The 25,694-nt window shown below is 67.2% G+C and carries 21 protein-coding genes; 11 read left to right on the plus strand and 10 right to left on the minus strand.

Annotated elements, in window-relative coordinates; genetic code table 11:
- The first annotated feature begins 375 nt into the window (after window positions 1–375).
- Together ACQR0Z_RS03580 and ACQR0Z_RS03585 are read left to right on the plus strand one after the other, a co-directional pair.
- Entirely contained in the window at window positions 376–2,091 is a 1,716-nt protein-coding gene (locus ACQR0Z_RS03580) for a methyl-accepting chemotaxis protein (protein ID WP_434917709.1), read from the plus strand.
- 186 nt (window positions 2,092–2,277) lie between these two features.
- A complete protein-coding gene (locus tag ACQR0Z_RS03585; protein ID WP_434917710.1) occupies window positions 2,278–4,266 on the plus strand; it encodes a methyl-accepting chemotaxis protein in 1,989 nt (662 codons plus the stop codon).
- A 70-nt stretch (window positions 4,267–4,336) separates the two neighbouring features.
- Here the strand turns inward: ACQR0Z_RS03585 and ACQR0Z_RS03590 are convergent, their stop codons facing one another.
- The 3 genes from ACQR0Z_RS03590 to ACQR0Z_RS03600 are packed head-to-tail and all read right to left on the minus strand — an operon-like array spanning window position 4,337 to window position 8,140.
- Window positions 4,337–6,601 carry a xanthine dehydrogenase family protein molybdopterin-binding subunit gene (locus ACQR0Z_RS03590; protein WP_434917711.1) on the minus strand — a complete coding sequence of 755 codons (2,265 nt, stop codon included), beginning with the start codon at window positions 6,599–6,601 and terminating at the stop codon, window positions 4,337–4,339.
- Window positions 6,591–7,649: an FAD binding domain-containing protein gene (locus ACQR0Z_RS03595; RefSeq protein WP_434856361.1), complete on the minus strand. Its 1,059-nt coding sequence runs from the start codon at window positions 7,647–7,649 to the stop codon at window positions 6,591–6,593. Before ACQR0Z_RS03595 ends, ACQR0Z_RS03590 begins: the two co-directional genes overlap by 11 nt.
- A complete protein-coding gene (locus ACQR0Z_RS03600; protein WP_434856360.1) occupies window positions 7,646–8,140 on the minus strand; it encodes a (2Fe-2S)-binding protein in 495 nt (164 codons plus the stop codon). The genes ACQR0Z_RS03595 and ACQR0Z_RS03600 overlap by 4 nt, the downstream gene beginning before the upstream one ends.
- A 198-nt stretch (window positions 8,141–8,338) precedes the next feature.
- Between ACQR0Z_RS03600 and ACQR0Z_RS03605 the strand changes: the two genes are divergently transcribed.
- Both ACQR0Z_RS03605 and ACQR0Z_RS03610 read left to right on the plus strand, forming a co-directional pair.
- The gene (locus ACQR0Z_RS03605; RefSeq protein ID WP_434877871.1) at window positions 8,339–8,944 is read left to right on the plus strand and encodes a TetR/AcrR family transcriptional regulator; all 606 of its coding nucleotides are present in this window, start codon (window positions 8,339–8,341) and stop codon (window positions 8,942–8,944) included.
- A 34-nt stretch (window positions 8,945–8,978) separates the two neighbouring features.
- Window positions 8,979–9,449 carry an Imm26 family immunity protein gene (locus ACQR0Z_RS03610; RefSeq protein ID WP_434877872.1) on the plus strand — a complete coding sequence of 157 codons (471 nt, stop codon included), beginning with the start codon at window positions 8,979–8,981 and terminating at the stop codon, window positions 9,447–9,449.
- A gap of 205 nt (window positions 9,450–9,654) precedes the next feature.
- Here the strand turns inward: ACQR0Z_RS03610 and ACQR0Z_RS03615 are convergent, their stop codons facing one another.
- From ACQR0Z_RS03615 to ACQR0Z_RS03625, 3 genes are all read right to left on the minus strand, one after another.
- Entirely contained in the window at window positions 9,655–9,951 is a 297-nt protein-coding gene (locus ACQR0Z_RS03615; protein ID WP_434917712.1) for a hypothetical protein, read from the minus strand.
- A 45-nt stretch (window positions 9,952–9,996) separates the two neighbouring features.
- A complete protein-coding gene (locus ACQR0Z_RS03620; RefSeq protein WP_434917713.1) occupies window positions 9,997–10,698 on the minus strand; it encodes an alpha/beta fold hydrolase in 702 nt (233 codons plus the stop codon).
- A gap of 880 nt (window positions 10,699–11,578) precedes the next feature.
- Entirely contained in the window at window positions 11,579–12,379 is an 801-nt protein-coding gene (locus ACQR0Z_RS03625) for an IclR family transcriptional regulator domain-containing protein (protein ID WP_434877875.1), read from the minus strand.
- A 213-nt stretch (window positions 12,380–12,592) separates the two neighbouring features.
- Here ACQR0Z_RS03625 and ACQR0Z_RS03630 point away from each other — a divergent pair, with 213 nt between their 5' ends.
- Both ACQR0Z_RS03630 and ACQR0Z_RS03635 read left to right on the plus strand, forming a co-directional pair.
- Window positions 12,593–13,951: a Rieske 2Fe-2S domain-containing protein gene (locus ACQR0Z_RS03630; protein WP_434917714.1), complete on the plus strand. Its 1,359-nt coding sequence runs from the start codon at window positions 12,593–12,595 to the stop codon at window positions 13,949–13,951.
- 287 nt (window positions 13,952–14,238) lie between these two features.
- Window positions 14,239–15,678, plus strand: a complete 1,440-nt coding sequence (locus ACQR0Z_RS03635; protein ID WP_434917715.1) for a glutamine synthetase family protein — start codon at window positions 14,239–14,241, stop codon at window positions 15,676–15,678.
- A gap of 210 nt (window positions 15,679–15,888) precedes the next feature.
- On the opposite strand, the gene ACQR0Z_RS03640 is transcribed toward ACQR0Z_RS03635, so the two are convergent.
- A complete protein-coding gene (locus tag ACQR0Z_RS03640) occupies window positions 15,889–16,593 on the minus strand; it encodes an SDR family oxidoreductase (RefSeq protein ID WP_434917716.1) in 705 nt (234 codons plus the stop codon).
- Window positions 16,594–16,873: 280 nt separating this feature from the next.
- On the opposite strand from ACQR0Z_RS03640, the gene ACQR0Z_RS03645 reads away from it, so the two are divergent.
- The 5 genes from ACQR0Z_RS03645 to ACQR0Z_RS03665 all read left to right on the plus strand — a co-directional run bounded on the left by ACQR0Z_RS03645 (window position 16,874) and on the right by ACQR0Z_RS03665 (window position 22,472).
- Window positions 16,874–18,478, plus strand: a complete 1,605-nt coding sequence (locus ACQR0Z_RS03645; protein ID WP_434856351.1) for a hybrid sensor histidine kinase/response regulator — start codon at window positions 16,874–16,876, stop codon at window positions 18,476–18,478.
- 62 nt (window positions 18,479–18,540) lie between these two features.
- A complete protein-coding gene (locus ACQR0Z_RS03650; protein WP_434877879.1) occupies window positions 18,541–19,554 on the plus strand; it encodes a magnesium and cobalt transport protein CorA in 1,014 nt (337 codons plus the stop codon).
- Window positions 19,555–19,678: 124 nt separating this feature from the next.
- Complete coding sequence (gene glpK / locus ACQR0Z_RS03655) at window positions 19,679–21,181, plus strand: glycerol kinase GlpK (protein ID WP_434917717.1); 1,503 nt, start codon at window positions 19,679–19,681, stop codon at window positions 21,179–21,181.
- A gap of 4 nt (window positions 21,182–21,185) precedes the next feature.
- On the plus strand, window positions 21,186–21,779 hold the full coding sequence (locus ACQR0Z_RS03660) for a GNAT family N-acetyltransferase (RefSeq protein ID WP_434917718.1): 594 nt from the start codon (window positions 21,186–21,188) through the stop codon (window positions 21,777–21,779).
- Window positions 21,780–21,839: 60 nt separating this feature from the next.
- Window positions 21,840–22,472, plus strand: a complete 633-nt coding sequence (locus ACQR0Z_RS03665; protein ID WP_434917719.1) for a glutathione S-transferase family protein — start codon at window positions 21,840–21,842, stop codon at window positions 22,470–22,472.
- 314 nt (window positions 22,473–22,786) lie between these two features.
- On the opposite strand, the gene ACQR0Z_RS03670 is transcribed toward ACQR0Z_RS03665, so the two are convergent.
- The 3 genes from ACQR0Z_RS03670 to ACQR0Z_RS03680 are packed head-to-tail and all read right to left on the minus strand — an operon-like array spanning window position 22,787 to window position 25,652.
- The gene (locus ACQR0Z_RS03670) at window positions 22,787–23,806 is read right to left on the minus strand and encodes an HlyD family secretion protein (protein WP_434917720.1); all 1,020 of its coding nucleotides are present in this window, start codon (window positions 23,804–23,806) and stop codon (window positions 22,787–22,789) included.
- Window positions 23,803–24,522 (minus strand): ABC transporter ATP-binding protein, encoded by a 720-nt coding sequence (locus tag ACQR0Z_RS03675; protein ID WP_434917721.1) that lies wholly within the window; start codon window positions 24,520–24,522, stop codon window positions 23,803–23,805. The genes ACQR0Z_RS03670 and ACQR0Z_RS03675 overlap by 4 nt, the downstream gene beginning before the upstream one ends.
- Complete coding sequence (locus ACQR0Z_RS03680) at window positions 24,519–25,652, minus strand: ABC transporter permease (protein ID WP_434877885.1); 1,134 nt, start codon at window positions 25,650–25,652, stop codon at window positions 24,519–24,521. The genes ACQR0Z_RS03675 and ACQR0Z_RS03680 overlap by 4 nt, the downstream gene beginning before the upstream one ends.
- Window positions 25,653–25,694: the final 42 nt, after the last annotated feature.

Below are 25,694 nucleotides of genomic sequence, written 5' to 3' on the forward strand. Positions count from 1 at the left end.
TCCACCCGCACCGTCGTCCCGGACAAGCCAGGACGCGCGTCAGCATGGCGCCGATCCGGGGTCCATCCGCCGCAAGTGTCGCGAGGCGCGATAAAGCCAATGACCAGCCTGCTCCAAACCGCTCCCTGGGGGCAGGGGTCCCGGCTTTCGCCGGGACGACAGCGGGAGTTGTGGTTCAAGACGAGCTCGGCCCGAAGCTGTGGGTCCCGTAGTATTTCGAGTTCGTATGGAACCGAAAATTTACCATAAATTATCGTGCTTTAATTAACCATGCGTCCGCTCGGCGTGACGTTCGCGCGGGTGGGCCGGCGCGCGTCGTGGCTCGGGCCGGCCTCGTAGCGGCGATGACCGCATTGCTGAAAAAGGATGCTTTGCATGAAGATGCGGCTGTCGATCTCCGCCCTGATCCTGGCCTTTGGCCTGGTCGTCATCGTGGGGCTCGGCGCGGTGGTCGCGACCGCCATCTATGCCGTGCGCGAGCTCAAGGTCGGAGGGCCGATCTATCACAGCATCAAACTCGGCAATGATCTCATCGCCGACATCCTGCCGCCGCCCGAATACATCATCGAATCCTATCTGGAAGCGACGCTGGCGGTGCTCGATCCCGCCAGCCTGGAGGCCCGTGTCACGCGACTGGCCAGGCTCAAGAAGGACTATGATGACCGGCGGACGTTCTGGGTCGGCTCGGCGCTGCAGCCGCAGTTGAAGGCGGAACTGGTCGAGCGATCCGATGCCGAGGTGCGACGGTTCTGGCAGGCGCTCGATGGTGATCTGGTGCCGGCGCTGCGCGGCGGCGACGCGGCCAAGGCGAAGCTCGCCTATCAGCGGCTGACCGACGCCTATGCCGGCCATCGCGCCGTGGTCGACGGCATCGTCGAGCATGCCAACAAGATGATCGGTGACATGGAGGCCGTTGCTGCGCGCAGTGACAGCTCGATCACCTGGTTCGGCGCGGCGCTGACCGCACTGGTGTTCGCGGTCGTCGTCGCCGGCCTGTATGGTCTCGTTCATGGCGTCGTCCGGCCGCTGGCGCGCATGACACGGCTGATGCGGCAACTGTCCGGCGGCGAGCTGGCGGTGGACATCCCGTTCGCCGAACGCGGCGATGAGATCGGCGCCATGGCCCGGGCGCTGACCGTGTTCAAGACCAACGCCGTGGAGAAGGATCGGCTGCAGCAGCAGGACATCGATCGTGGCGCCGCCGATCAGGAGAAGCAGCGCGCGGTGCTGGCCATGGCCGAGGTGATCGAGCGCGAGACCACCAGTTCGGTGGGTGCCGCAGCCGGGGCGTCGCGGGACGTCGAGGCGGCGGCGGGCGGGCTGGCCAGCCTGGCTCACGACCTCTCTGCCGATGCGCGGGCGGTGGCGTCCGCGTCGGAGCTGTCGCTGTCGAGCGCGCATGTCGTGACCTCTGCGGCCGACCAGCTCAGCGCGGCGATCACCGGCATTGCCGGCCAGGTGGCGCGCGCGACCGCCATCACCAAGACCGCGGTGACAGGGCGCGAAAGGGCCACCAGCACCATCCACTCGCTCTCGGAAGCGGTCGGCAAGATCGCCGAGGTGTCGAACCTGATCCGCGGCATTGCGCAGCAGACCAACCTGCTGGCCCTCAATGCCACGATCGAGGCGGCACGCGCCGGCGAGGCCGGACGCGGGTTCGCGGTCGTTGCCGCCGAGGTCAAGTCGCTGTCGGATCAGACCGCCAAGTCGACGGAGGAAATCTCGCGCCTGATCTCGGAGGTGCAGAGCGCGACCAACGCGACCGTCGAAGCGGTCGAGGGCATCGGCGGGCAGATTTCCGAGATCGACACGGTGGCCGCCTCGGTGGCAGCCGCCATGGAGCAGCAGCGGGCCGCCACCGGCGAGATCAGCCGATCCGTCGCCGCGTCCGCCGCGGCCGCCAAGGATGTCTCGGCCAAGATCGCGAACGTGGGACGCGGCGCCGAGGCGGTGAATGACCGTGCGGCCCAAGTCCGCACCGCGATCGCGCAGGTCGGGTCCACGATGGCGTCGCTGCAATCCGTGCTGACCAATACGGTCCGGAACACCACCTCTGGTGGGGCCGCCCCGCGGTCGGCCGGCGCACGCTGACGCCGATCGAGTCAGTAATCCTACGGAGGACGAAATTTACATTCCTTGAAGAATGGTTGTCGAACCTCTCGGCATTTGAATTCAGTGCCGGTGTTCGGCCGAATGGCGATCTCGTCAATGACGACGAGGTGAGGCTGCCCAGCCTTGCCGCGATCGCTAATCTCTCATCAGGAATGTGCGTCCGACATGAAGATGCGTCTGTCCATCGCCGCGGTGATTGCCGCGTTCGGTCTCGTGCTCGCTTTGGGTTTTGGGGCCGTGGTGCTCACCAGCGCCTATGCGCTGCGCGAGCTGAAGGTCGGCGGGCCGCTCTACAGCAAGATCAAGCTTGGCAATGATCTGGTCGCGGACATCCTGCCGCCGCCGGAATACGTCATCGAGGCCTATCTCGAAGCGACGTTGGCTTTGCGTGAGCCCAAGAATCTGGATGCCCATGTGGGCAAGCTGGCGCAGCTTAAAAAGGACTATGAGGACCGCAAGGCGTTCTGGACCACCTCCCCGCTCGAGTCTGAACTGAAGTCGCTGCTGGTCGAACGGTCCGATGCCGAGGTGGGCAAGTTCTGGCGGGCTGCCGAAGGCGAGCTGATCCCAGCGCTTCGCACCGGCGACACGGCGAAAGCCGACGCCGCCTACGCCCGGCTCAGTGCCGCCTATGCCGCCCACCGCGCTGTCATCGATGCGCTGGTGGAGAAGGCGAACAAGCTGAACTCGGACATGGAGGGCACGGCAGCCGATCAGGACAGCCGCATCTCCATCGTGGTCTGGACCGTCGCCGGCATCGTGCTGGCGCTGGTCGTCGCGGGCATGTCGGGTCTCGTCATCGGCGTGGTGCGGCCGCTGTCGCGCATGACCGGCTTGATGCGGCGGATTGCCGAGGGCGAGCTGGCGACGGAGATTCCTTATGCCGGTCGCGGCGACGAGATCGGCGCGATGGCGCGCGCGCTCGACGTGTTTAAGACCAACGCGCTCGAGAACAATGAACTACGCGACAAGCAGGATCGCGACCGGACCGAGGCCGAGCAGACCAAGAAGCGGGCCATGCTGAACATGGCCGATGTCATCGAGCGCGAGACCGGCACTTCGGTCGACGCTGCGGCCAGCGCTTCGCGCCAGGTCGAGGCGGTCGCAAGCGGTCTGTCCGACCTCGCGCACGAACTCTCCGCCGATGCCCAGTCCGTCGCGGCCGCCTCGGAGCAGTCGCTCGCGAACGCCCAGACCGTCTCGTCGGCGGCCGAGCAGTTGAGCTCGGCGATCCGCGAGATCTCGAGCCAGGTTGCTCGCGCCAGCACCCTGACCCGGTCTGCCGTGGGCGGGCGCGAGAAGGCGAAGACGACGATGATGTCGCTGACCCAGGCGGTCGACAAGATCGCCGAGGTGTCGAACCTGATCGGCGGCATCGCCGGCCAGACCAATCTGCTGGCGCTCAACGCCACCATCGAGGCGGCGCGCGCGGGCGACGCCGGCCGCGGCTTCGCCGTGGTGGCCTCGGAGGTCAAGTCGCTGTCGGATCAGACCGCCAAGTCCACGGAGGAGATCTCGCGTCTGATCGGCGAGGTCCAGGCCACGACGCGGGCGACCATCGACGTCGTCGAAGGCATCGGCAGCCAGATTTCCGAGATCGACGAGGTGGCGGCCTCGATCGCCGCCGCGATGGAGGAGCAGCACGCCGCGACGCAGGAGATCAGCCGTTCGGTTCACTCCTCGGCGAGCGCCGCGCGCGACGTGTCGTCCAAGATCGGCAATGTCGGCAAGGACGCAGGCATGGTGAACGACCGCGCCGCGGAGGTGAGGGGCGCGATCGGCGAGGTCGCCTCCAGCCTGACCTCGCTGCGCGAGACCCTGGTGAAGGTGGTCAGGACGACGACCGCCGAGGCGGACCGCCGGCACGCCCCGCGATTCAGGTCGAGCCTGCCGATCAAGGTGATCGACAACACCAAGGGGCCGGTGAACGCCGAACTGGTGGACATCTCCGAGGGCGGCGCCTGGTTCCGCTTCGAGCCGGAGCCGGGCATCGGCGACCGCGGGGTTCTGCAGTTCTCAGGCTTCGGCCACGATGTGCCCTATCTGGTTCGCGCCCGCGACCGCGACGCGTTGCGGGTCGAGTTCGATCTTGGCGCTGGGCGGGAGGCCTTCGCGACCTGGTTCAGGTCGTCCTTCATGCGCGAGGCGGCCTGAGCCGCTGCTCAACGAAAAAGCCTCCGCCTGACCAGGCGGAGGCTTTTCTTTTTGTCGGGCGTGTTGTCGCTTAATCCCGTCGCACGAGGTCGCTGATCCGCACCGGAAAGCGCCGGACACGAATGCCGGTGGCGTGTGCCACGGCGTTGGCGACCGCGCCGGCGGAGCCGGTGATGCCGATCTCGCCGACGCCCTTGATGCCGAGCGGGTTCACGAACGGATCGTGCTCCTCGACCGTGAACGCCTCGATCGCCGGCACGTCGGCATTCACCGGCACATGATACTCGCCGAGGTTGGCGTTCATGATGCGCCCACTGCGGCGATCGGTGACGGCCTCCTCATGCAGCGCCAGCGAGATGCCCCAGATCATGCCGCCGGCGAGCTGGCTCTTCACCAGCTTCGGATTGATGATCCGCCCGGCCGCGAAGGCGCCGACCATGCGGGTCACGCGGACCTGGCCGAGATCCGGATCGACCTTCACCTCGGCGAACACGGCGCCATGCGAATGCATCGCGTACTGCTCGTTGGCGGCCGGATCCGGCAGGCCTGAGCCTGCGCCGTCGACCTCGTCGAGGCCGGCGCGGGCGAGGATGTCGGCATAGCTCTCGCCGCGGCCCTCGTCGTCGCGCCGGATGAGTCGGCCGTTGCGGGCGATGACGCCGGCATTGCCGGCTCCGAACAGCGGTGAGCGCTGGTCGGAGGTGGCGAGCTCGGCGAGCCTGGCGATGACGGCGGCGCCCGCATTGTGGATCGCGGTGCCGACGGTCGCCGTATGCGCCGAGCCGCCGGCGATGCCGGCATCCGGCAGGTCGGAGGTGCCGGCCTTGAACGTCACCCGGTCGAGCTCGAGCGCCAGCGAATCCGCTGCGATCTGTGCGAACGCGGTCCACGCGCCCTGGCCCATGTCGTGGGCGCCGCTCTCCACCACGCCGGAGCCGTCGCGCCGGATCACGGCACGCGCCTGGCCCGCGAACATCAGCGCATGGAAGGTCGCGGTGCCCATGCCCCAGCCGACCAGGAAGCCGTCCTTGTCGCGCATCATGCGCGGCTTCAGCGGCCGCTCCCACCAGCCGAAGCGTTCGGCACCCTGCGTGTAGCATTCCCGCAGCGCCTTCGACGAGAACCGCTTGCCGGTCGAGGGCTCGACCTCGGCGTAGTTCTTGACGCGGAAGGCGAGCGGATCGAGGCCGCAGGCCTCCGCCATCTCGTCGACCGCGCTCTCCAGCGCGATCGAGCCCGGCGCGATGCCGGGGGCGCGCACGAACAGCGGCGTGCCGGTGTCCATGCGCACGGCGTCATAGGTGGTCGCGATCGCCGGGGCGGCGTAGAGCGTGTGCGTCACGTGGGCCGCCGATTCGTAGAAGTCCTCGAAACTCGAGGTCGCGATCCGGGCGTGGTGATGGATGCCGGCGAGCTGCCCTGCCGCGCTGGCGCCGAGGCGCAAGGTCTGCTTCGTCGGCGAACGGTGGCCGAACGGACCGTAGAGCTGCTCGCGCCGCGCCACGAGCTTCACTGGCCGGCCGACCAGCTTGGCGGCGAGAATGCCGAGCACCTGCGGCCCCGCCATCAGGCCCTTGCCGCCGAAGCCGCCGCCGAGAAACGGGCTGCGGATCAGGATGTTCTCCGGCGCGATCCCGAACAATTCGGCGAGGCGCGCGCGCATCAGCACGAGGCCCTGCGTCGGCGTGTCGAGGACAAGACGGTCGCCCTGCCACTCCGCGACAACAGCATGCGGCTCCATCGCGTTGTGATAATGCGGCGGGGTCTCGTAGATCGCGGTGATCTGCTTGTCGCTCCCAGCCAGCGCGGACTCGACATCGCCGTGGCGCTCTTCAGCGGGGAAGCCCATGCCGACGACCGGCGGCACATAGGCCGCTTCAGCATCGAGGCCGATACGCGCCGGCTCCGCCTCGTAGCGCGGCGCGAGCAGGGCGGCGCCTTCGGTCGCAGCCTCCAGCGACTCGGCAATGACGACCGCGATCGGCTGGTTGGCATAGCGCACGTTATCGTTCTGCAGCGCCTCGAAGCGGAACGAGAACGGATTGGGCTTGCCGTCGGGGTCGGAATACAGCGGCGGCCGGTTGGCGGAGGTCATCACCTCCACCACGCCGGGATGCGCCTTGGCGGCGTCGACGTCGAGTGACGCAACGCGGCCGCGCGCGATGCTGCTGACAGCCAACACCGCATAGAGCAGGCCGGGCGGGTTGTTGTCGGCCGCGTAGGTCGCGCGGCCCGTGACCTTGGCGAGGCCATCGACGCGCGACAGCGGCTGGCCGACATTGGAGCCGTGGCGGAGATGGGCGGGATCGCGGGAGAGATTGAGCTCAGGCGTCATGAAGCGCTCCTGGAACGGCGGAGAAGGGAGAGGCCGGCAGCGCCGGCATGCGCGACGGCGTGCCGGCGGCTGCGGCCTGCAGGGCGCGCACGATCAACTGTCGTGCGAGCGGGATCTTGTAGGCGTTGTCGCCGGATGGCTTGGCCTCGCGCAGCGCCGCATCGGCGGCGCGTTCGAACGAGCCGTGCTCGGCCGGCTGGCCGGCGAGCAGCGCCTCGGCGTCGTGCGCGCGCCATGGCTTGGCGGCGACGCCGCCGAGCGCGAGACGCGCCTGCTTGATGCGGCCGTTCTCGATGACGAGGCCGGCCGCAGCCGAGACGACGGCGAAGGCGTAGGAGTTACGCTCGCGCACTTTCAGATAGCGCGCGTGGCTGGCGAAGCCGCGCGCGGCAGCGGGTAGCCGCACCGCGACGATCATCTCGCCGGGAGCGAGCACGGTCTCACGGTCCGGCGTGGTGCCGGGCAACAGATGCAATGCCTCCAGCGCGACCTCGCGACGGCCAGCTGCGCCTTCGATCTCGACGATCGCATCGAACGCCGCGAGCGGCACGCAGAAGTCCGACGGGTTGGTGGCGATGCAGGCATCGCTCCAGCCGAGCACGGCGTGCTGGCTGTTCTCGCCGTCACGGGCATCGCAGCCCGATCCCGGCGTGCGCTTGTTGCAGGCCGAGGCGGTGTCGTAGAAATACGCGCAGCGCGTCCGCTGCAGCAAATTGCCGCCGACGGTCGCAGCGTTGCGCAGCTGCGCCGACGCGCCTGAGAGCAGCGCTTCCGCCACGGCGGGGAAATCGCGCGCGAAGGATGCGTCGTAGGCGAGGTCGGCGTTGCGCACGAGCGCGCCGATCCTGACGTCGCCATTGGCAAGCCGCTCGATCCGCGTGAGCTCCTTGATCTGGGTGATGTCCACCAGCCGCGCCGGCCGGACGACATTGCCCTTCATCAGGTCGAGCAGATTGGTGCCCGAAGCGAGATACGCCGCGCCGGGCGCGCCGGCCGCCGCGATCGCCTCGGCGACCGTCGCCGGCTTCACATAGTCGAACCGGTTCATGCCACGCGCTCCTTCGTGTTCGTGAGCGTCGCCTGGGCGTCGAGCACCGCCTCGACGATCCCGACATATGCACCGCAGCGGCAGAGATTGCCGCTCATGCCCTCGCGCACGCGCTCGGGATCATCGCCGGCATGGCCTTCATGGATGAGGCCGACCGCGCTCATGATCTGGCCCGGCGTGCAAAAGCCGCATTGCAGCGCGTCGTGAGCAATGAAGGCCTCCTGCACGGGATGCAGCTGGTCGCCCGTGGCGAGCCCTTCGATGGTGGTGATGGCGGCGCCGTCGAGGCTGAGCGCAAGCGTCAGGCAGGAATTGATGCGGCGCCCGTCGACGAGGACGGTGCAGGCGCCGCATTGGCCGCGGTCGCAGCCCTTCTTCGTGCCGGTGAGGTGGAGGCGCTCGCGCAGGAGGTCGAGCAGGGTGATGCGGGGATCGTCGAGCGCAAGGGTGCGCGGCTCACCGTTGACGGTGAGTCTGACAGTCATATTCATGCGTTGTTCCGATCGAAGCGATGGCCTAATCGGATCGCAGCGGGCACCGCCTTACGGGCGTATGTCCGTCCAGATCCAGCGACCGCGGGACGACGAGCTGAGGAAAAGTTGGCTGTCCCGGGTGGCAGGTCTAGTTATACGGAGGACTCCTCCGTTTAGCAAGGGCACATGAACGGTCCGTCATCAAGAGCTGGTGAGATGGAGACGAAACCACAAGAGCGCCACCGCAAGCCGCGCGCGGATGCGCAGCGTAATCGGGAGCGCGTGCTGGAGGCCGCCAAGGCGGTGTTCAGCGTCGGCGGCGCCGAGGCGAGCCTCGAAGCGGTGGCGCGCCAGGCCGGCGTCGGCATCGGCACGCTGTATCGTCATTTCCCCACCCGCGAGGATCTGTTCGAGGCGGTGTATCGCCGCGAGGTCGAGCAGCTTGCGGAACTGGCCGAGGAGCTGAAGAGCGAGCCGTCGCCGGTCGAGGCGCTCCGCCGCTGGCTGCGCTCGACGGTGCAGTTCGTCGCCACCAAGAAGGGCATGATGGCCGCGCTCGCGATCGTCATGACCGCGAACTCCGAGCTGGCCGCCTTCTCGCACGCCCATCTCACCCGCTCGATCGGCGCGCTGCTCACCCGCGCCGTCGATGCCGGCGAGATCCGCGCCGACATCACCGCCGACGACGTCCTCCGCGCGCTGATCGGCATGTGCTACATGCACGACCAGACCGGCTGGCAGCAGAGCGTCCTGCGGCTGCTGGATGTATTCGTGGATGGGTTGCGGGTGGGGAGACCCACCGCAGCTCCATCAATTGAGTGACGTAGGGTGATCTCTTTGTAGAGTAAGGGCAAGGATGAAGCAGGCTTACAGTGAAGGCACTGTGTTCTTGGTCCCTCTCAGAGACGGTGGATTCGCACGCGGCATCGTTGCTCGTACGCCGCTGCGGGCTCGAAAAATTCTGCTTGGCTACTTCTTTGGGCCGTGGCTGGGTTCGACCAACGATGCATCCTTCAGGGATCTCCATCCCGGGCATGCCGTCTTATGCGGGCGCTTCGGAGATCTCGGTCTGCACGACGGCTCTTGGCCGGTTCTGGGCGCCCACCCCCAATGGCAGCGTTCGATTTGGCCATTCCCTGATTTCGTTCGGCAGGAACCATTGACCTCGCGCGCTTATCTCGTGCGCTATTCGGATACGGATCCAAGGAAGAGAGAGTTCGAACGGCCGATCGATCCTGACTGCGCCTTGCCCTCTGACGGCCTCTGGGGGGCCGGAGCCGTGGAACTGATATTGACTAGGCTGTTGGGCGGTCATCCGTCTCGATGAGCGCAGCTCGCCGTGTTTTCTCTCTCCATCGTCATTCCGGGGCGCGCGAAGCGCGAGCCCGGAATCCATAACCACGACCGTCCGTGAGATGGGCGGTGCCTCCACACGCCGTTCTCGCTCCATAACGATCGCCTGTGAGTATGGATTCCGGGCTCATTCGCGTGCCGCGAATGCCCCGGAATGACGAAGGTGGCAATCGACGGTGCTACCAAACGGGCGTCCCGCAGGCGGCGCAGAATTTTGCGCGCGGGGTTCGCAGCGGCTTGCCACACGATTTGCATGGCGGGCCGAAATCGCTTCGGCGATGGTGCCAGATCGCAAGGGCGTTCGTTTCCCCAAAGCCGGTCAATTCGCGGTAGCGCTGCAGCGCGCCCGCTTTGCTGTCGACCGCAGCTGCGGCTTGCCCGAGCGTACATTCATTTGATCGACGATAGTCTTTGATGTCGTCGATCCGTTTTCGCAGCAGAGGCTCGATTTCGGCCCATTCCTCTTCGTCCAGCATGGGCACTTCGATCGCACAACGCCGGCATAGGCTGTGATCGCCATCTCACCCCCTCAGCCACTCCATCAACGCCTGCGCCGTCTCCTCCGGCTGCTCGGGCTGTGGCAGGTGGCCGCAATTCTCCAGCACGACCAGCCAGCTGCCGTCGATGCCGTCGGCCATCTCCTTCGACAGGCTGTTCGGAATGGTGTTGTCGGTGTCGCCGGTCAGCACCAGGGTCGGGCAGCGGATCGCAGTCAGCGTCGGCCGCGAATCCGGGCGGGCCATGATCGCAGTGAGCTGCCGGACGAAGCCCTCGATGCCGACCTCGTCGGCCATGTCGTGGACCATCTGGCGCAGCCGCGGATCGTCCTGGCGCGACGGATGCACGAAGCCCGCGAACAGCTCGTCGACGACAACGTGATACTCGCCCTCTTTTGCGCGCGTGATCATGGTGCGGCGGCGGGCGCTGGCCTCGGGCGTATCGGGCCGGGCCTGGGTGTTGATCAATGCCAGCCGGCCAACGCGCTCCGGCGCCTGGCGCATGATCTCGAAGGCGATATAGCCCCCCATCGAATGGCCCGCGAGCGCGAAGCGCGGCGGCGCCTCGGCGAGGATGCGGCGCGCGATCGCGGCCATGCTGTCATCGCGGATGTGGTTGGCAACCATGACCGGCCCGGCGCGCCACAGCGCCGGGATGATCGGCGCGTAGATCCTGGGCGACGAGATCAGCCCCGGCACCAGCACGAGCGGCAGCGTTTCAGCCATGGCTTTTCCCCCTGGAGCGGCATTCATCGTCCTGCTCGGGTGTCATTCGCCCGATGTGCCATCTTTGCGCGACACGCCGCCGATGTCCAACGAAGTCCTCCGCTTCGAGCGGCGTCGCCGGAGCGACGATCTCGGCGAGGTCGGCCGAACGATCGTATCGGCTGCAAGCGCGCCGCTTGGGATCATTGGATCTGCCGGAAGCCCGAGTGGGGCCGGGGGCTGAGCGTAACCCTCGCAGTCCCGCGCGGCCGGCGGCGGAACGTGGTGCCGGAGAACCGTGCGCGGCGCCGTCGGAGGAGGGGTGAGCCAGTCGCAAATGCACGAGCTCCTGCGTCCATGCCCTCGTCCCTCTCGCCCACTGACCGCGCGCCGGCGGCGGAGCGACAAGCCCTTGCGGGACCGTTCGCGGCAAATGGATGGCCTTGGCCAAGGTGCGCCTTTTTGTGCCCGATCTAATTACTTCCGTTCCGCACCGGATCACCGCTGTCAGTAGCGTGATGATACCTGGAGGCATTGGCAATCATGGCAGGCGCGCCGATGGCCACGATAATATCACGTAATTGGCAGCAGACGCTCGAACATGCAGGGCTGCGACTACAACGATTAGTTCGAAAGCCGCGTAACCTCACGTCGCCGCGCCAGCGACTGCAATCGGCGCGCCAAGCCGGTTCTCGCTGCGATGACGCAAGCGACGATGCCGCGGAGGATTGGTTGTCTGACGGCGCGGGAGCGCATGCGCGAGCGTCTCGAATCAGGCGCAGGCCGCACGCGAGCCCGCGTGCGAAGTCAGGAAACGCCGGTCGCGCGCACGGCGCCGGGGCGCCGCTTACGCAGACGGCGCCCTGATCTTGCTGGCGGCTTGAGGACGATGGACGAAGGATCAGACCAGCAATGGCTGGACCGTCGCGGCCAGCTGCTTCAGCAGCGGCAGAAAGCGTTCTTTCATCTCGTCGACCGTGATCCGGTCGACGTGTCCGCCGATATTCGCCGCGGCGACGATGGCGCCGTCGTAGCGGCGGATCGGGACGGAGATCGAGCGGAAGCCGTGCTCGGCTTCGCCGTCGACCAGCGAATAGCCGTCGCTGCGGACGGCGACGATCGATTCGATCAGCGCCTCCTGGTCGGTGATGGTCTGCGGCGTCATCGGCGCGAGCGTCATCCGCTCGATGGCCTGCCGCAACTGGTCGTCCTGCATCCGGCTGAGCAGCGCGCGTCCGACCGAGGTGCAATAGGCAGGTAGCCGATGGCCGATTTCGATTCCGGCGGAGAACATCCGTGTCGGCGTCGCGCGAGCGATGAACACCACCTGCTCGCCATCGAGGACCGCCAGAGAGCAGACCTCATGCGCCGCCGTGGCCGCGACATCCATCGATGGCTGTACCACGGTGTTGATCTGGTTCGACGCGAGGTAGCTGGATGCTAACAGCAGCACCCGCGGCGTCAGCGAGAACAGCCGGTCGTCACCATGGACGAAACCGGAGGCCTTGAGCGTGAGCAGGATGCGCCGCACCGTCGCTCTCGCGAGCCCCGTCAGTTCGGCGGCCTTGCTCAATGTCATCGGCCGGCCCTCGCGACTGAAGGCTTGGATCACCCGCAGTCCCCGATCGAGCGCTTCGACGAACTCAGGCCCGTCTCCACGCGCCTGTTTCTTCTCCTCATCAGTCCGCTTCAGTTTAGGCATCGGCCTGACACGATCCGCTGTTGTTGTTGTTTTGGCACGCGGTGAAGCTGCTGCCCGTTTGCCTCTCGGCTTCGGTTGTAGCTTTTTCACTTGCGCTTCTCCCCACTTAAAGCGAATCTAATCTTGGCGAACATGTGTTCGTCTAGCGAACATTATTGGATGATCGCGTGACGTCAACGCCCGACTTGAGACGCAACAGGAGGAACGGCCATCATGATGAGCCAGGAGCAGAACGACCTCATCACGCGCATCGGACCGGGCAGGCCTGCCGGTAAACTGATGAGGATGTACTGGCAGCCGGCGGCGCTGGTGGACGAGCTCGCGGGCGAGCGGCCGGTGCGCGCGGTGAAGCTGCTCGGGCAGGACTTCGTGCTCTTCAAGGATGAGCAAGGCCGCTACGGACTCCTTGACCGCGATTGCCCGCACCGCGGCGCCGATCTCGCCTTCGGCCGGCGCGAGAATGGCGGCCTGCGCTGCGCCTTCCATGGCTGGCTGTTCGATGTCGAGGGCAACTGCCTGGAGACCCCGGCCGAGCCGGCCGGCTCGCCGCTGTGCAAGAACGTCAAGCAGCGTTCTTATCCCGTCGTCGAGAAGGGCGGCATCCTCTGGGCCTGGCTCGGGGAGGGCGAGGCGCCGGCGTTTCCGGATCTCGACTGTTTCACCGCGCCGGATACTTACACGTTCGCCTTCAAGGGCCTGATCGAGTGCAACTGGCTGCAGGCGCTGGAGGTCGGCATCGATCCCGCGCACGCCTCGTTCCTGCACCGTTTCTTCGAGGACGAGGACACCTCGACCGCCTATGGCAAGCAGTTCCGCGGCGCTTCCGCCGACAGCGAACTGCCGATGACCAAGGTGCTGCGCGAATATGACCGCCCGATCATCAATGTCGAGCGCACCGAATATGGCCTGCGCATCATCGCGCTGCGCGAGATCGACGCCGAGCGCACCCACGTCCGTGTCACCAACCAGTTGTTCCCGCATGCCTTCGTGATTCCGATGAGCACGGAGATGACGATCACGCAGTGGCACGTGCCGGTCGATGACGAGACCTGCTACTGGTACGCGATCTTCACCAGCTATGGCGCGCCGGTCGACAAGGCCAAGATGCGGGCGCAACGCCTCGAGCTTTATGAATTGCCGGACTATCGCTCGCGCAAGAACAAGAGCAACGATTACGGCTTCGATCCGCGGGAGCAGGCGACCGAGACCTACACCGGCATGGGCAACGACATCAACGTGCACGACCAATGGGCGGTGGAGTCGATGGGCCGCATCCAGGACCGCACCCGCGAGCATCTGGGACAATCGGACAAGGCGATCATCCAGTATCGCCGGCTGCTGCGCGAGCAGATCGAAGCGGCCGCCAGCGGCGAGAAGCCGATGCTGTTTCTCGACGCGGCCGAGGCGCGCAGCGTACAGGGGCCGGCGACGATGGACGGCATCGGCCCGACCCGCGGCTGGGAAACCTACTGGATGGAAGTCGACGTCCGCCGCCGCCGCAACGCCCCCTGGGCCGCGCCAGTGCCGGCGGATATCATCCGCCTCGCCCCGCATCTGAGTGCTGCTGAGTAACCAGCGCGGTCGTGACATCATTTTCGTTGATGTGCCCGTGCTCTCGCCCCGCAAGTGGTGCGCTCCCTCTCCCCGTTCTTCACGGGGAGCGGGTTGGGGTGAGGGGCAGCCACACCCACCGACCGTGCGAAGAGCCCCCTCACCCGGATTGCATCTAACGATGCAATCCGACCTCTCAGCGCGAGCGAAGCTCGTCGCGACCCAGCAAGCGGGGAGAGGTAAGGACAGGGCCCGCTTGCGGGCAGGAATTTGATCATGCAAGTTGCCACTCCACTCAGGAGCCATCGTTGAGTTTCGTCGCCAAGCATCAGTTGTGGACCGTCGAGCAGGCCGAGGCCGCAACGCGCATGCGCCGGATCGCCGAGGAGCAGGGGCTCACCACGATCCGTCTCTCCTTTCCCGACCAGCACGGCATCCTCCGCGGCAAGACGCTGACCGTCGATGCCGCGCTGTCCTCGCTCGAGTCCGGCTGCGCGATCACCACGACTCTGCTCGCCAAGGATACCTCGCATCGCACAGTGTTTCCGGTGTTCACCGCCGGCGGCGGCTTCGGCATGACGGAGATGCAGGGCGGCAGCGATGCGCTGATGGTCGCCGATCCCACCACGTTTCGCGTGCTGCCCTGGGCGCCGGGCACCGGCTGGGTGCTGTGCGACCTGTATTTCGCCAATGGCACGCCGGTGCCGTTCGCGACGCGCAACCTGCTGCGCTCCGCGCTGGCGGCGCTCGATGCGCGCGGGCTTCAGTTCAAGGCCGGCCTCGAGGTCGAGTGCCACATCTTCAAGGTCGAGGACCCGCGTCTCGCGCCCGGAGATGCCGGCTCGCCCGGACAGCCCGGCGTGCCGCCGTCGGTCAGCCTGCTGACGCAGGGCTACCAGTATCTCACCGAGCAGCGCTTCGATCAGATGGAGCCGGCGCTCGAGATCATCAGGGCCAATCTCACCGCGCTCGGCCTGCCCTTGCGCTCGATCGAGCTGGAGTATGGCCCAAGCCAGTGCGAGTTCGTGCTGCAGCCCGGCATCGGTCTCGAACCTGCCGACACCATGGTGCTGTTCCGCAGCGCCGTGAAGCAGATCGCGCAGCGCCATGGCTATCACGCCACCTTCATGTGTCGGCCGCGCATTCCCAACGTGATGTCGTCGGGCTGGCATCTGCACCAGTCGCTGGTGGCGCGCGACGGCGGCAACGCGTTCATGACGGAGGAGCCCGAGGGGCTATCCGCCCTCGGCCGGCACTACATGGCCGGCCTGCTCGCGCATGCGCGCGCAGCCGCCGTGTTCTCGACGCCCACGATCAACGGCTACCGGCGCTACCGGTCCTATTCGCTGGCGCCGGACCGCGCCATCTGGGGCCGCGACAATCGCGGCGTCATGATCCGCGTGCTCGGCGGCGCCGATGATCCCGCCACGCGGTTGGAGAACCGTATCGGCGAGCCCGCCGCCAATCCCTATCTCTACATGGCCTCGCAGATCACAGCCGGCCTCGACGGCGTCGACCGCAAGCTCGATCCCGGCCCGTCGGCCGACGTGCCCTACGAGACCAAGGCGAGCCTGCTGCCGAAATCGCTGCGCGAGGCCGTCGACGCGCTGAAGGACGACGCATTCTTTCGCAACGTCTTCGGCGCCACCTTCATCGACTACTACACCTTCATCAAGAACGCGGAGATCGAGCGCTTCAACGCCGAAGTGTCCGACTGGGAGCAGCGCGAATATTTCGAGATGTTCTGACGGTTGAGCCGCAGCGCCATGGGCGCGGGAGATCAAATCTCCGGTCTCTCCGCCGTCATGGCCGGGCTTGTCCCGGCCATCCACGTCGTTCGGCATATGCCGATAAACGTGGATGGCCGGGACAAGCCCGGGCATGACGGAGTAACTCATTGTCGATCTGATTGTGGCAGGGGCTGCTTCTGCAGATTTGCCTCTGCGTGCTTGGCTGTGTCACACGCTCCGCGTCAATCCGCCGTCGACCCGGATGTTCTGTCCCGTGATGTAGGCCGCGCCCTCTGAGGCCAGGAAGGCGATGGTCGCGGCGATCTCTTCGGACTTGCCGTAGCGGCCCATCGGCACGGTCTTGCGGCGCTCTTCCGTGGCCGGCAGGCTGTCGATCCAGCCGGGCAGGACGTTGTTCATTCTGACGTTGTCGGCCGCATAGCTGTCGGTGAAGATCTTGGTGAACGCGGCGAGGCCGGCGCGAAACACCGCCGAGGTCGGAAACATCGCCGAGGGCTCGAACGTCCAGGCGGTCGAGATGTTGATGATCGCACCATTCTTCTGCGCCTGCATGATCGGCGTGACGAAGCGCGCGGGGCGGATGACGTTGAGCAGGTAGGTATCCATCCCCGTGTGCCACTGCTCGTCGGTCAGCTCCAGGATCGGCGCGCGCGGGCCGTGGCCGGCGCTGTTGACGAGCACGTCGATGCGGCCCCATCGGTTCATCGCGCCATCCACGAGGCGCTTGAGATCGTCGTTGGACTTGTTGGAGCCGGTGATGCCGAGGCCGCCGAGTTCAGCGGCAAGCGCCTCGCCCTTGCCCGAGGACGACAGGATCGCAATGTGAAAGCCGTCGGCGGCAAGACGGCGCGCGGCCGCTGCGCCCATGCCGCTGCCGCCCGCCGTCACGAGCGCCACCTTGTGTTCTGCCATGCGCGTTTCTCCTGCCCATCTCCGATGATCGGAGCGGTGATGTAGCGCGCGGGAGCGGAACCGTCGAGCGCATCGCGAGCCAACGCGAACGGTGCTCCAAGGCGCCCCTAAATGGTTCCCGCGGCGGGTTGTCGCTTTCGCGTGAGCGCCCCATCGCCGGACTCAGCATAGGCAAGTGAAGCGGGAACCCGTTCCCACTCAGCGGCATATCAAGGGTGCATCGCGGCCGCCTGTGCGTCGTCGGGCGCAGAGACACAAGGCAGTCGGAGCTGGGAAGACAATGTCAGAAGAGAAGCCGCAGCGCGTCCGCGCGGTCGTCGACAGCGGCGACGCATCCGATCTGTCGTCGGAGCGCCACGACATCTTCTTCGCGGCCGTGGAAACGACGCGGATGCCGATGATCGTCACCGATCCGCGCCAGCCCGACAATCCGATCCTGTTCGCCAACCGCGCCTTCCTGGAGATGACGGGTTACGAGTCCGGCGAGATCGTCGGCACCAATTGCCGCTTCCTGCAGGGGCCGGATACCGACCAGGAAACGATCGCCGCGATCCGCAGCGCGATCGCGGCCCGCCGCGACATCGCGGTCGAGATTCTCAACTATCGCAAGAACGGCGCGGCGTTCTGGAACGCGCTGTTCATCAGCCCGGTCTACAACCGCGACGGCGAGCTGGTGTATTTCTTCGGCTCGCAACTCGACGTCTCGCGCCGGCGCGATGCCGAGAGCGCGCTGGTGCAGTCGCAGAAGATGGAGGCGATCGGCCAGCTCACCGGCGGCATCGCGCACGACTTCAACAACATCCTGCAGGTCATCATCGGCTACACCGAGACCCTGCAGGGCGCGGTCGGCGAACTCGGTCCGCGGCATCGCCGCGCGGTCGAGAACATCCGCACCGCCGCCAATCGCGCCGCGACCCTGACGCAGCAGCTGTTGTCGTTCGCGCGCAAGCAGCGGCTCGACAGCCGGCCGATCAACCTCAACAACATGATCGAGAGCCTGGTGCAGATGGCGCGGCATACGCTCGGCGAGAGCGTGCGCATCGTCGTCAAGGCGCAGCCGGGCCTGTGGAACAGCCGCATCGACCAGACCCAGGCCGAGGTCGCGCTGCTCAACCTGTTCGTCAACGCGCGCGATGCGATGCCCGATGGCGGCACGCTGACGATCCGCACCGAGAACAAGGAGATTTCGGAAGAAGATGTCGTGCAGTTCGGCGTGCCCAAGGGCGGCCGCTACGTCGCGCTGAAAGTGTCCGACGACGGCGTCGGCATTCCGCCGCACATCCTCGCCCGCGTCGCCGAGCCGTTCTTCACAACCAAGGAGGAGGGCAAGGGCACGGGGCTCGGCCTTGCCATGGTCTATGGCTTCACCCGGCAGTCCGGCGGCAGCACCTATATCTACAGCGAGGTCGGCTATGGCACGACGGTGCAGCTCTTGTTTCCGGCGACCGAGCAGGAGATCGCCGCGCCCTCGATCCGTCCGCAGATGGCGATGGACCGCACCGGCAGCGAGCGCATCCTGATCGTCGAGGATCGCGCCGACGTGGCCGAGCTGGCGCGCTCGATCCTGGAGGATTTCGGCTATCGCACCGAGCTCGCCGCCAATGCGCAAGCCGCGCTGGAGCTGTTGGATTCGGAGGTCCGCTTCGACCTGCTGTTCACCGACCTCGTGATGCCCGGCGGCATGAACGGCACGGTGCTGGCGCGCGAGGCGCGAAAGCGGCAGCCGAAGCTGAAGGTGTTGCTCACGACCGGCTATTCCGACGCCGCGGTGGAGAGAGCCGACGCCAATATCGGCGAGTTCGAGATCATCAACAAGCCGTATCGCCGCACCGACCTCGTCCGCCGCGTCAGGCAGTTGCTCGACGGCCCGACCGGCGTCACCTGATGCGCCGCTTGACCCAGCGAGTCCTCGCGTCGAAAGTAGGTCTCGAGAGCGGAGAACCGGGGATGCGCCACGTCGCGATTCAGCCATCGGGCCAAGGGCCGCGCGAGCCCGGCGTGGTCGCGGCCGGCGTCTATGCCGATGGCCGCCGCGTCGCCGACATCCCGATCGAGGATGCCGGCGCCTGGAGCAGGCGGCCGGGCCATGTGGTGTGGATCGGGCTGCACGAGCCGGACGCTGCGCTGCTGCAGCGGGTGGCCGATCAGTTCGGGCTGCATGAGCTCGCGATCGAGGATGCCTCGAAGGCGCACCAGCAGCCGAAGGTCGAGCGCTATGGCGACGCGCTGTTCATCGTCGCCCGCACCGCGCAACTCGTGAAGGATCACATCGTCTTCGGCGAGACCCACATCTTCGTCGGCCCCGGCTTCGTCGTCTCGGTGCGCCACGGCGCCTCGACCTCCTATGGCGCGGTGCGCGAGCGCTGCGAGAGCTGTCCCGGATCTCTCGCCAAGGGCGAGGACTACATCCTCTATGCGATCCTTGATTTCATCGTCGACAACTACCGCCCGGTGACCGAGAGCATCATGGCCGAGGTCGAGACGCTGGAGGAGGTCGTGCTGCAGCGGCCGCTGGCGCGCCACGAGGTCGACCGGCTGTATCGGCTCAGGCGCGACCTGCTGCGGCTGCGCCGCGCCGTGGGTCCCGTGGTCGACGTCTGCAAGCGGCTGGAGCATGTCGACAATGTCGCCATCGACGCCGAGATGGCGCCGCTGTTCCGCGACGTGCTCGACCACGCCAAGCGCGCCGAGGAGGACGCGGATTCGCTGCGCGAGATCCTCGCCTTCGTGTTCGAGGCGAGCATGATGGCCGGCCAGGCGCAGCAGACCGACATCGCCCGCCGGCTCGCGGCCTGGGCCGCAATCCTCGCGGTGCCCACGGCGGTCGCCGGCATCTACGGCATGAATTTCGAGCACATGCCCGAGCTGAAATGGCAATACGGCTATTACGCCGTGCTCGGCTTCATCGCGGTGGTCTGCAGCGTGCTGTATTGGCAATTCCGCAGGCGGGGCTGGCTGTAGCGGTTGCCGGTCGCGTTGCGGCGTCATTCCGGTGAGAAGCGCAGTGGCTGCACCTTGACCTCGCGCGCCTGATCCGCTTGCTTGTCCGCCCAATTCGCAACCATCCTGCCGGGAAGAAACACCCATGTCCTTCGTGCTGGCCATCGATCAGGGCACCACGTCCTCGCGCGCGATCGTCTTCCGCTCTGACATTTCCATCGCCGCCGTGGCGCAGCAGGAGTTTCCGCAGCATTTCCCGGCCTCCGGCTGGGTCGAGCACGAGCCGGAGGACATCTGGACCTCGACCGTGATGACCTGCCGCGACGCGCTGGAGAAGGCGGGCCTGGGGCCCGCGGACATCGCCGCGATCGGCATCACCAACCAGCGCGAGACCACCGTGGTGTGGGACCGCGCCACCGGCCAGGCGGTGCACCGCGCCATCGTCTGGCAGGACCGCCGCACCGCCGACATCTGCGCGCGGCTCAAGGCAGAAGGCCATGAGCCCGACGTCAGCGCGAAAACGGGCCTGATCATCGATCCCTATTTCTCCGGCACCAAGGTGGCCTGGATCCTCGATCACGTGCCGGGCGCGCGCGAGCGCGCCGAGCGCGGTGAGCTCCTGTTCGGCACCGTCGACTGCTACCTGCTGTGGCGCCTCACCGGCGGCCGGGTGCATGCAACCGATGCCACCAATGCCTCGCGCACACTGCTGTTCAACATCCACACCGGGCAGTGGGACGAGACGCTGCTGAAGCTCTTGCGCGTGCCGCGCTCGATGCTGCCCGAGGTGAAGGATTCCTCCGCCGATTTCGGCACCACCACGCCGGACCTGTTCGGCGGCCCGATCAAGGTGGCCGGCATCGCCGGCGACCAGCAGGCCGCGACCATCGGCCAGGCCTGCTTCACACCGGGCATGATGAAGTCGACCTACGGCACCGGCTGCTTCGCGCTGCTCAACACCGGCGCGACGCCGGTGAAGTCGAACAACAAGCTGCTGACGACGATCGCCTATCAGCTCAACGGCGTCAGGACCTACGCGCTCGAAGGCTCGATATTCGTCGCCGGCTCCGCGGTGCAATGGCTCCGTGACGGTCTCGGGATCATCAAGCACGCCGCCGAGACCGGCCCGCTCGCCGACAAGTCGGACTCGATGCAGTCGGTCTATCTCGTTCCGGCTTTCGTCGGCCTGGGCGCTCCCTATTGGAATCCGCGCGTCCGCGGCGCGCTGTTCGGCCTCACCCGCAACACCGGTCCGGCCGAGCTCGCGCATGCGACCCTGGAAAGCGTCTGCTACCAGACCTACGATCTCTGGGCGGCGATGCGCGCCGACTGGCCGGATGCGTCGGCAGCGACGATCGTGCTGCGTGTCGACGGTGGCATGACCGCCTCGGACTGGACCATGCAGCGGCTCGCGGACCTGCTGGATGCGCCGGTCGATCGCCCGATGATCCAGGAGACCACCGCTCTTGGTGCCGCCTATCTCGCAGGTCTGAACGCCGGCGTTTATCCGGAGCCGGAAAAGTTCGCCGACAATTGGCGGCTGGAGCACCGCTTCAGGCCGGCGATGAGCGCAGCCACGCGGCAGCGCAAGCTTGCCGGCTGGGCGCGCGCGGTGAAGGGCGTGCTGGCGAGTGACGAAGGCGAGTAGGGCGGTGTCCGTTCCCGAAGGCTATCTCGACGTCCCGCCCGGCAAGATCGCCGCGGTGGTGACCTCACTTGAAATGCTCGCCGCGCCGGTGATCCCGCCCGACCCGGTCGGCGCCTGGAGGATCCGACGCGTCGCGCAGCCGGATCTCGCTTGGTATCGTGACCTCTACGCGCGCGTCGGCTGGGACTGGCTGTGGTCGCAGCGCACGCGGATGAGCGATGCGGAGCTCGCCGCGACCATTCGCGCGCCGGGCGTCGAGATCTATACGCTCGCGCATGACGGCGGCGACGAAGGCCTGCTGGAGCTCGACTTCCGCAAGACCAACGAATGCGAGCTGGCGCTGTTCGGCGTCACATCGAAGCTGATCGGCACCGGCGCCGGACGGCTGCTGATGAATCATGCGTTGCGCCGCGCCTGGGCGCAGCCGCTCACGCGGCTCTGGGTTCACACCTGCAGCTTCGATCACCCGCGCGCGCTGACCTTCTATCAGCGCGCCGGCTTCCGGCCCTATCGCCGCCAGATCGAGATCGCACCGGATCCCCGCCTCGACGGCACGCTGCCGCGGGAAGTCGCAGGCCATGTGCCGCTGCTGGGCTGAAGTTGGCAGCTGACAATCGGGCCGAATGACGCTTCAATACCGGGAGCAGGAGGATGCCGCATGTTCCTGATCGGCCAATACGACTCGCCCTTCGTCCGGCGCACGGCCATTGCGCTGAGGCTCTACGACATACCCTTCGAGCACAAGCCGTGGTCGACCTTCGGCGACGCCGACAAGATCGCGCCGTATAATCCGCTGCTGCGCGTCCCGGTGCTGGTGCTCGACAATGGCGAGGCGCTGATCGATTCCGCGGCGATCCTCGATCATCTCGACGAGACCGTCGGCCCCAAGCGCGCCATGCTGGCGCCGAGCGGTGCCTTGCGCCGCCAGCAGCTGCACACCATCGCGCTCGCCACCGGGCTCGCCGACGAGGCCGTCAGCCTGATCTACGAGCGCGTGCTGCGCAAGGATCGGCTCGCGCTGTGGGTGGAGCGTTGCGAAACGCAGATCGCCGGCGTGCTGGCGATGCTGGAGGCGGAGCGCGCCGATGGTACGACGGACTACTGGTATGGCGAGGGTATCGGCCACGCCGACATCGCCGTCGCCTGCGCGCTACGCTTCACCTCGGAGGCGCATCCGCATCTGTTCGACGCAAAGCGTTATCCGGTGTTGGCGGCCCACGCCGCGAGATGCGAGGCCCTCCCTCCGTTCCAGGAGATCGTCCAGCCGCTCGCGCCGCCGAGCGGGGATTAGTTCAACCGATTCTGTCGCCGCCACGGCGGCGGTGCGCTCCCTCTCCCCGTCCTTCACGGGGAGAGGGTCGGGGTGAGGGGCCACACGGGAGGTGTTAGAAGGGGCACACGCGCCGGGCGTGTTCGTGGATGGACCTGTACCCCCTCACCCGGATTGCATCTTTCGATGCAATCCGACCTCTCCCCGCCCTAGCGAAGCTTCGCTTCGCCCTGGCGGGGCGAGGTGGAGCGCGCCAGCGGCGGCAGATGGGCTCAATTTAACCGGTCGCAGCACGATGCGCGTGAAGTGCGTCGGTCGTGGAAGGACACCAGCCCTCACGGCTTGAAATACACATCCACCTTCATCCCCACCGCGAACGGCCCCGGCTCGGCCAAGTCCACCAGCACCTCGACCACATCGACATCCGTCATGTTGCGCTGGCTGAGCGCGGCGGCGCGGCTGCTCTCGACCAGCGGCGCGACCGCTGCGACCTTGCCGGCGACGTCGCGGCCGCGGAACGCGTCGGAGCGGACCACGGCCTGCTGGCCCGGCTTGATCTTGTCGAGATCGCGCTGGTCGAGCTCGGCGCGCACCCGCAGCGACGACATGTCGCCGAGCAGCACCAGCGGCGGTGTCGATTGCGGCGAGGCAATCTCGCCGGCGCGCGCGTTGACCTGCAGCACGGTGCCGTCGAGCGGTGCGCGGAGGGTGAGCTTCTCCAAGCCGGCGCGCGCCGCCTGCAGCTCGCTGCGCGCGACGTTGAGCTGGCCCTCGGCGCTGACCGGCAGCGGCGCGTCGGCCGTGACCTTGCGCAGGTCATCGGTCTGCTGATCCAGCTTGGCCTGAGCAGTCGTCACTTGCGTGCGCGCTGCATCGACGTCGCTGTCCGCGCCGCGGCCTGCGCGTCGCTCGGCCACGGCCTTGTCGAGCGCAATGCGCGCGTCGAACACAGCCGCCTGCGCATCCGCGACGCCATCCTCGGCGCGTCGCCGAGGCCCTGCGCCCGACGGCGTGGATTCCTTGTTGCGGACGCGCTTGCGCATCGCGGCCTGCGCCTCGGCGCTGGCGAGCTGCGCGCGCGCCTCGGCGTCGGTGAGTCGCACCAATGCCTGGCCGGCGAACACGGCGTCGCCGGGCTTCACCAGCACCTCCTGGATCGCGCCGACCACGGGCGCGCCGAGCTTGATCAGGCCGGAGGCCGGCTCGACGCGGCCGGGCGCGACCGCGAGCCAGCGCTCCTCCTGGGCGTTCGCGGCGCGCGCCTCCAGGATGATCCCGCGCGGCGCGACCGCGAGCGCGGTGGACGCCGCCAGCAGCAGCGCGATAGCCTGGTGGGTTCGGCCGGGCTTGTTCATGCGTTCGAGACCTTCTTCATCGAGTCTGCCACGGCCTCCTCGTTGATGATGCGGCCATCCTCGATATGAATCACGCGGCTGGCGAACGGGAGAATGCGCGGATCGTGTGTCACCACCAGCACGGCGCGCGACGGATCCTTGGCGATGTCGGCGAGCAGCGTCATGATCGCCTGGCCATTGGTTGTGTCGAGCGCGCCGGTGGGCTCGTCCGCGAGGATCACCTGCGTCTTGCCGACGATGGCGCGGGCGATCGCGACGCGCTGCTGCTCGCCGCCCGAGAGCTCGCGCGGCAGCGATTTGCGCTTGTGGCCGAGGCCGACGGTGGCCAGCACCTCGCGCGACGCCAGTTTGGCCGCCCGCGCGCGCTCACCACGCACGTCCAGCGCGAGCCGAACGTTGTCCTCGGCGTTCAGCGTCGGAAACAGGTGATAGGACTGGAAGATGAAGCCGATGCGCTCGCGCCGGAGTTTTGCCAGCGCCTCCGCGTCCAGTCCGGCGACGGCCTGGCCGCCGACATGCACCGTGCCGGCGTCCGGCGTCATCAGGCAGCCCAGGATCGACAGCAGCGTGGTCTTGCCGCTGCCGGAGGGCCCCATCAGCAGCACCAGTTCGCCGCCCTTCAACGCCAGGCTCACGCCCTTCAGCGCCTGCACCCGGCCGGCGCCCTGGCCGAGGTGATGGACGAGATCGGTCGCCGCGAGCACGACGTCGGTCATCGCGAGAACACCATGGCCGGATCGATGCGCATCACCTTGACGATGGCAGCGACCGCCGAGCCCACGCACATCGTGACCGTGAGCAGGAACAGCGCCACGGTCAGCATCGGCGTCATGATCACGGGCAGGGCTGATTCCGCGGTCGCGGCCGCGACGATCTTGCCGATGCCGGCCGCGCCAGCAAAGCCGACGATGGCGCTGAGCAGCGCCTGCCAGATGATGACCGTGTAGATGTAGCGGCTGGACGAGCCGATCGCCCGCAGCGTGGCAAATTCGTTGATGTGGTCCTTGGTGCTCGAATAGAGCGTCTGCGCCACGATGACCGTGCCGACGATGACCCCGAGCAGTGCGCCGGCGAACAGTGCCGCGCCCGCGCCGGTGCCGAACAGCCAGAACGAACGGCTGCGGTTGCGAAACTCGGCCGCGGTCAGCACCTCGACATTGCCGAGACTGTCGCGCAGCGCCTGCTGGGTCTTCCAGAGATCGGCATCGGGCGCCAGCCGCACCAGCAGATAGGACGCCTTGCTCGGCGTCGTCCCCGTGTAGCTGCGCGCGCGCTCGACATCGGTGAACACGTAAGGCGTGGTCGTGAACGAGCGGATGCCCTTGCTCACCGCCATCACCTGCACCTTGCGGTCGCGCAGCTCGGCAGTCTGCTCCACGCCGGAGATGCCGAGCCGCTCGAAATAGGTCTGGTCGACCGCGACCGCGCCGGGCACCGAGAGGTCGTCGAGCCGGCCCTCGACCACATTCCACGGATGCAGGCCGAGCCCGCGCAGCTCCGAGCCGACCACGAAGACCGGCGTCGTGGTGCCCTGCGGCAGCCGCCATTGCGCATAGCCGATGACCAGCGGCGTCGCCTCGGCGACGCCCGGAACCGCCAGCGCCCGGAACCGCTGCCGCTCGTCGAGCAGCGAGGGATCCTCGAAGCATTTGGTGCCGACCGGCATGATCCACAGCTGCGCCGGCGAATGGTCGATCATGGTCGTCACCATGCGGCGGAAGCCGACATAGAGGCCCATCTGCACGGTCACCAGCACGATCGAGAAGATGATGCCGATGACGGTCGCGACGAAGCGCAGCCTGTCATGGAACAGGTTTCGCGACGCAAGCCTGAACTGCAACGACATGAACCAAAACCACCCGGCGCCCCCCGGCATTTCAGCCGGTTA

The organism is Bradyrhizobium sp. HKCCYLS3077 (assembly GCF_051167555.1).
Taxonomy (GTDB): domain Bacteria; phylum Pseudomonadota; class Alphaproteobacteria; order Rhizobiales; family Xanthobacteraceae; genus Bradyrhizobium.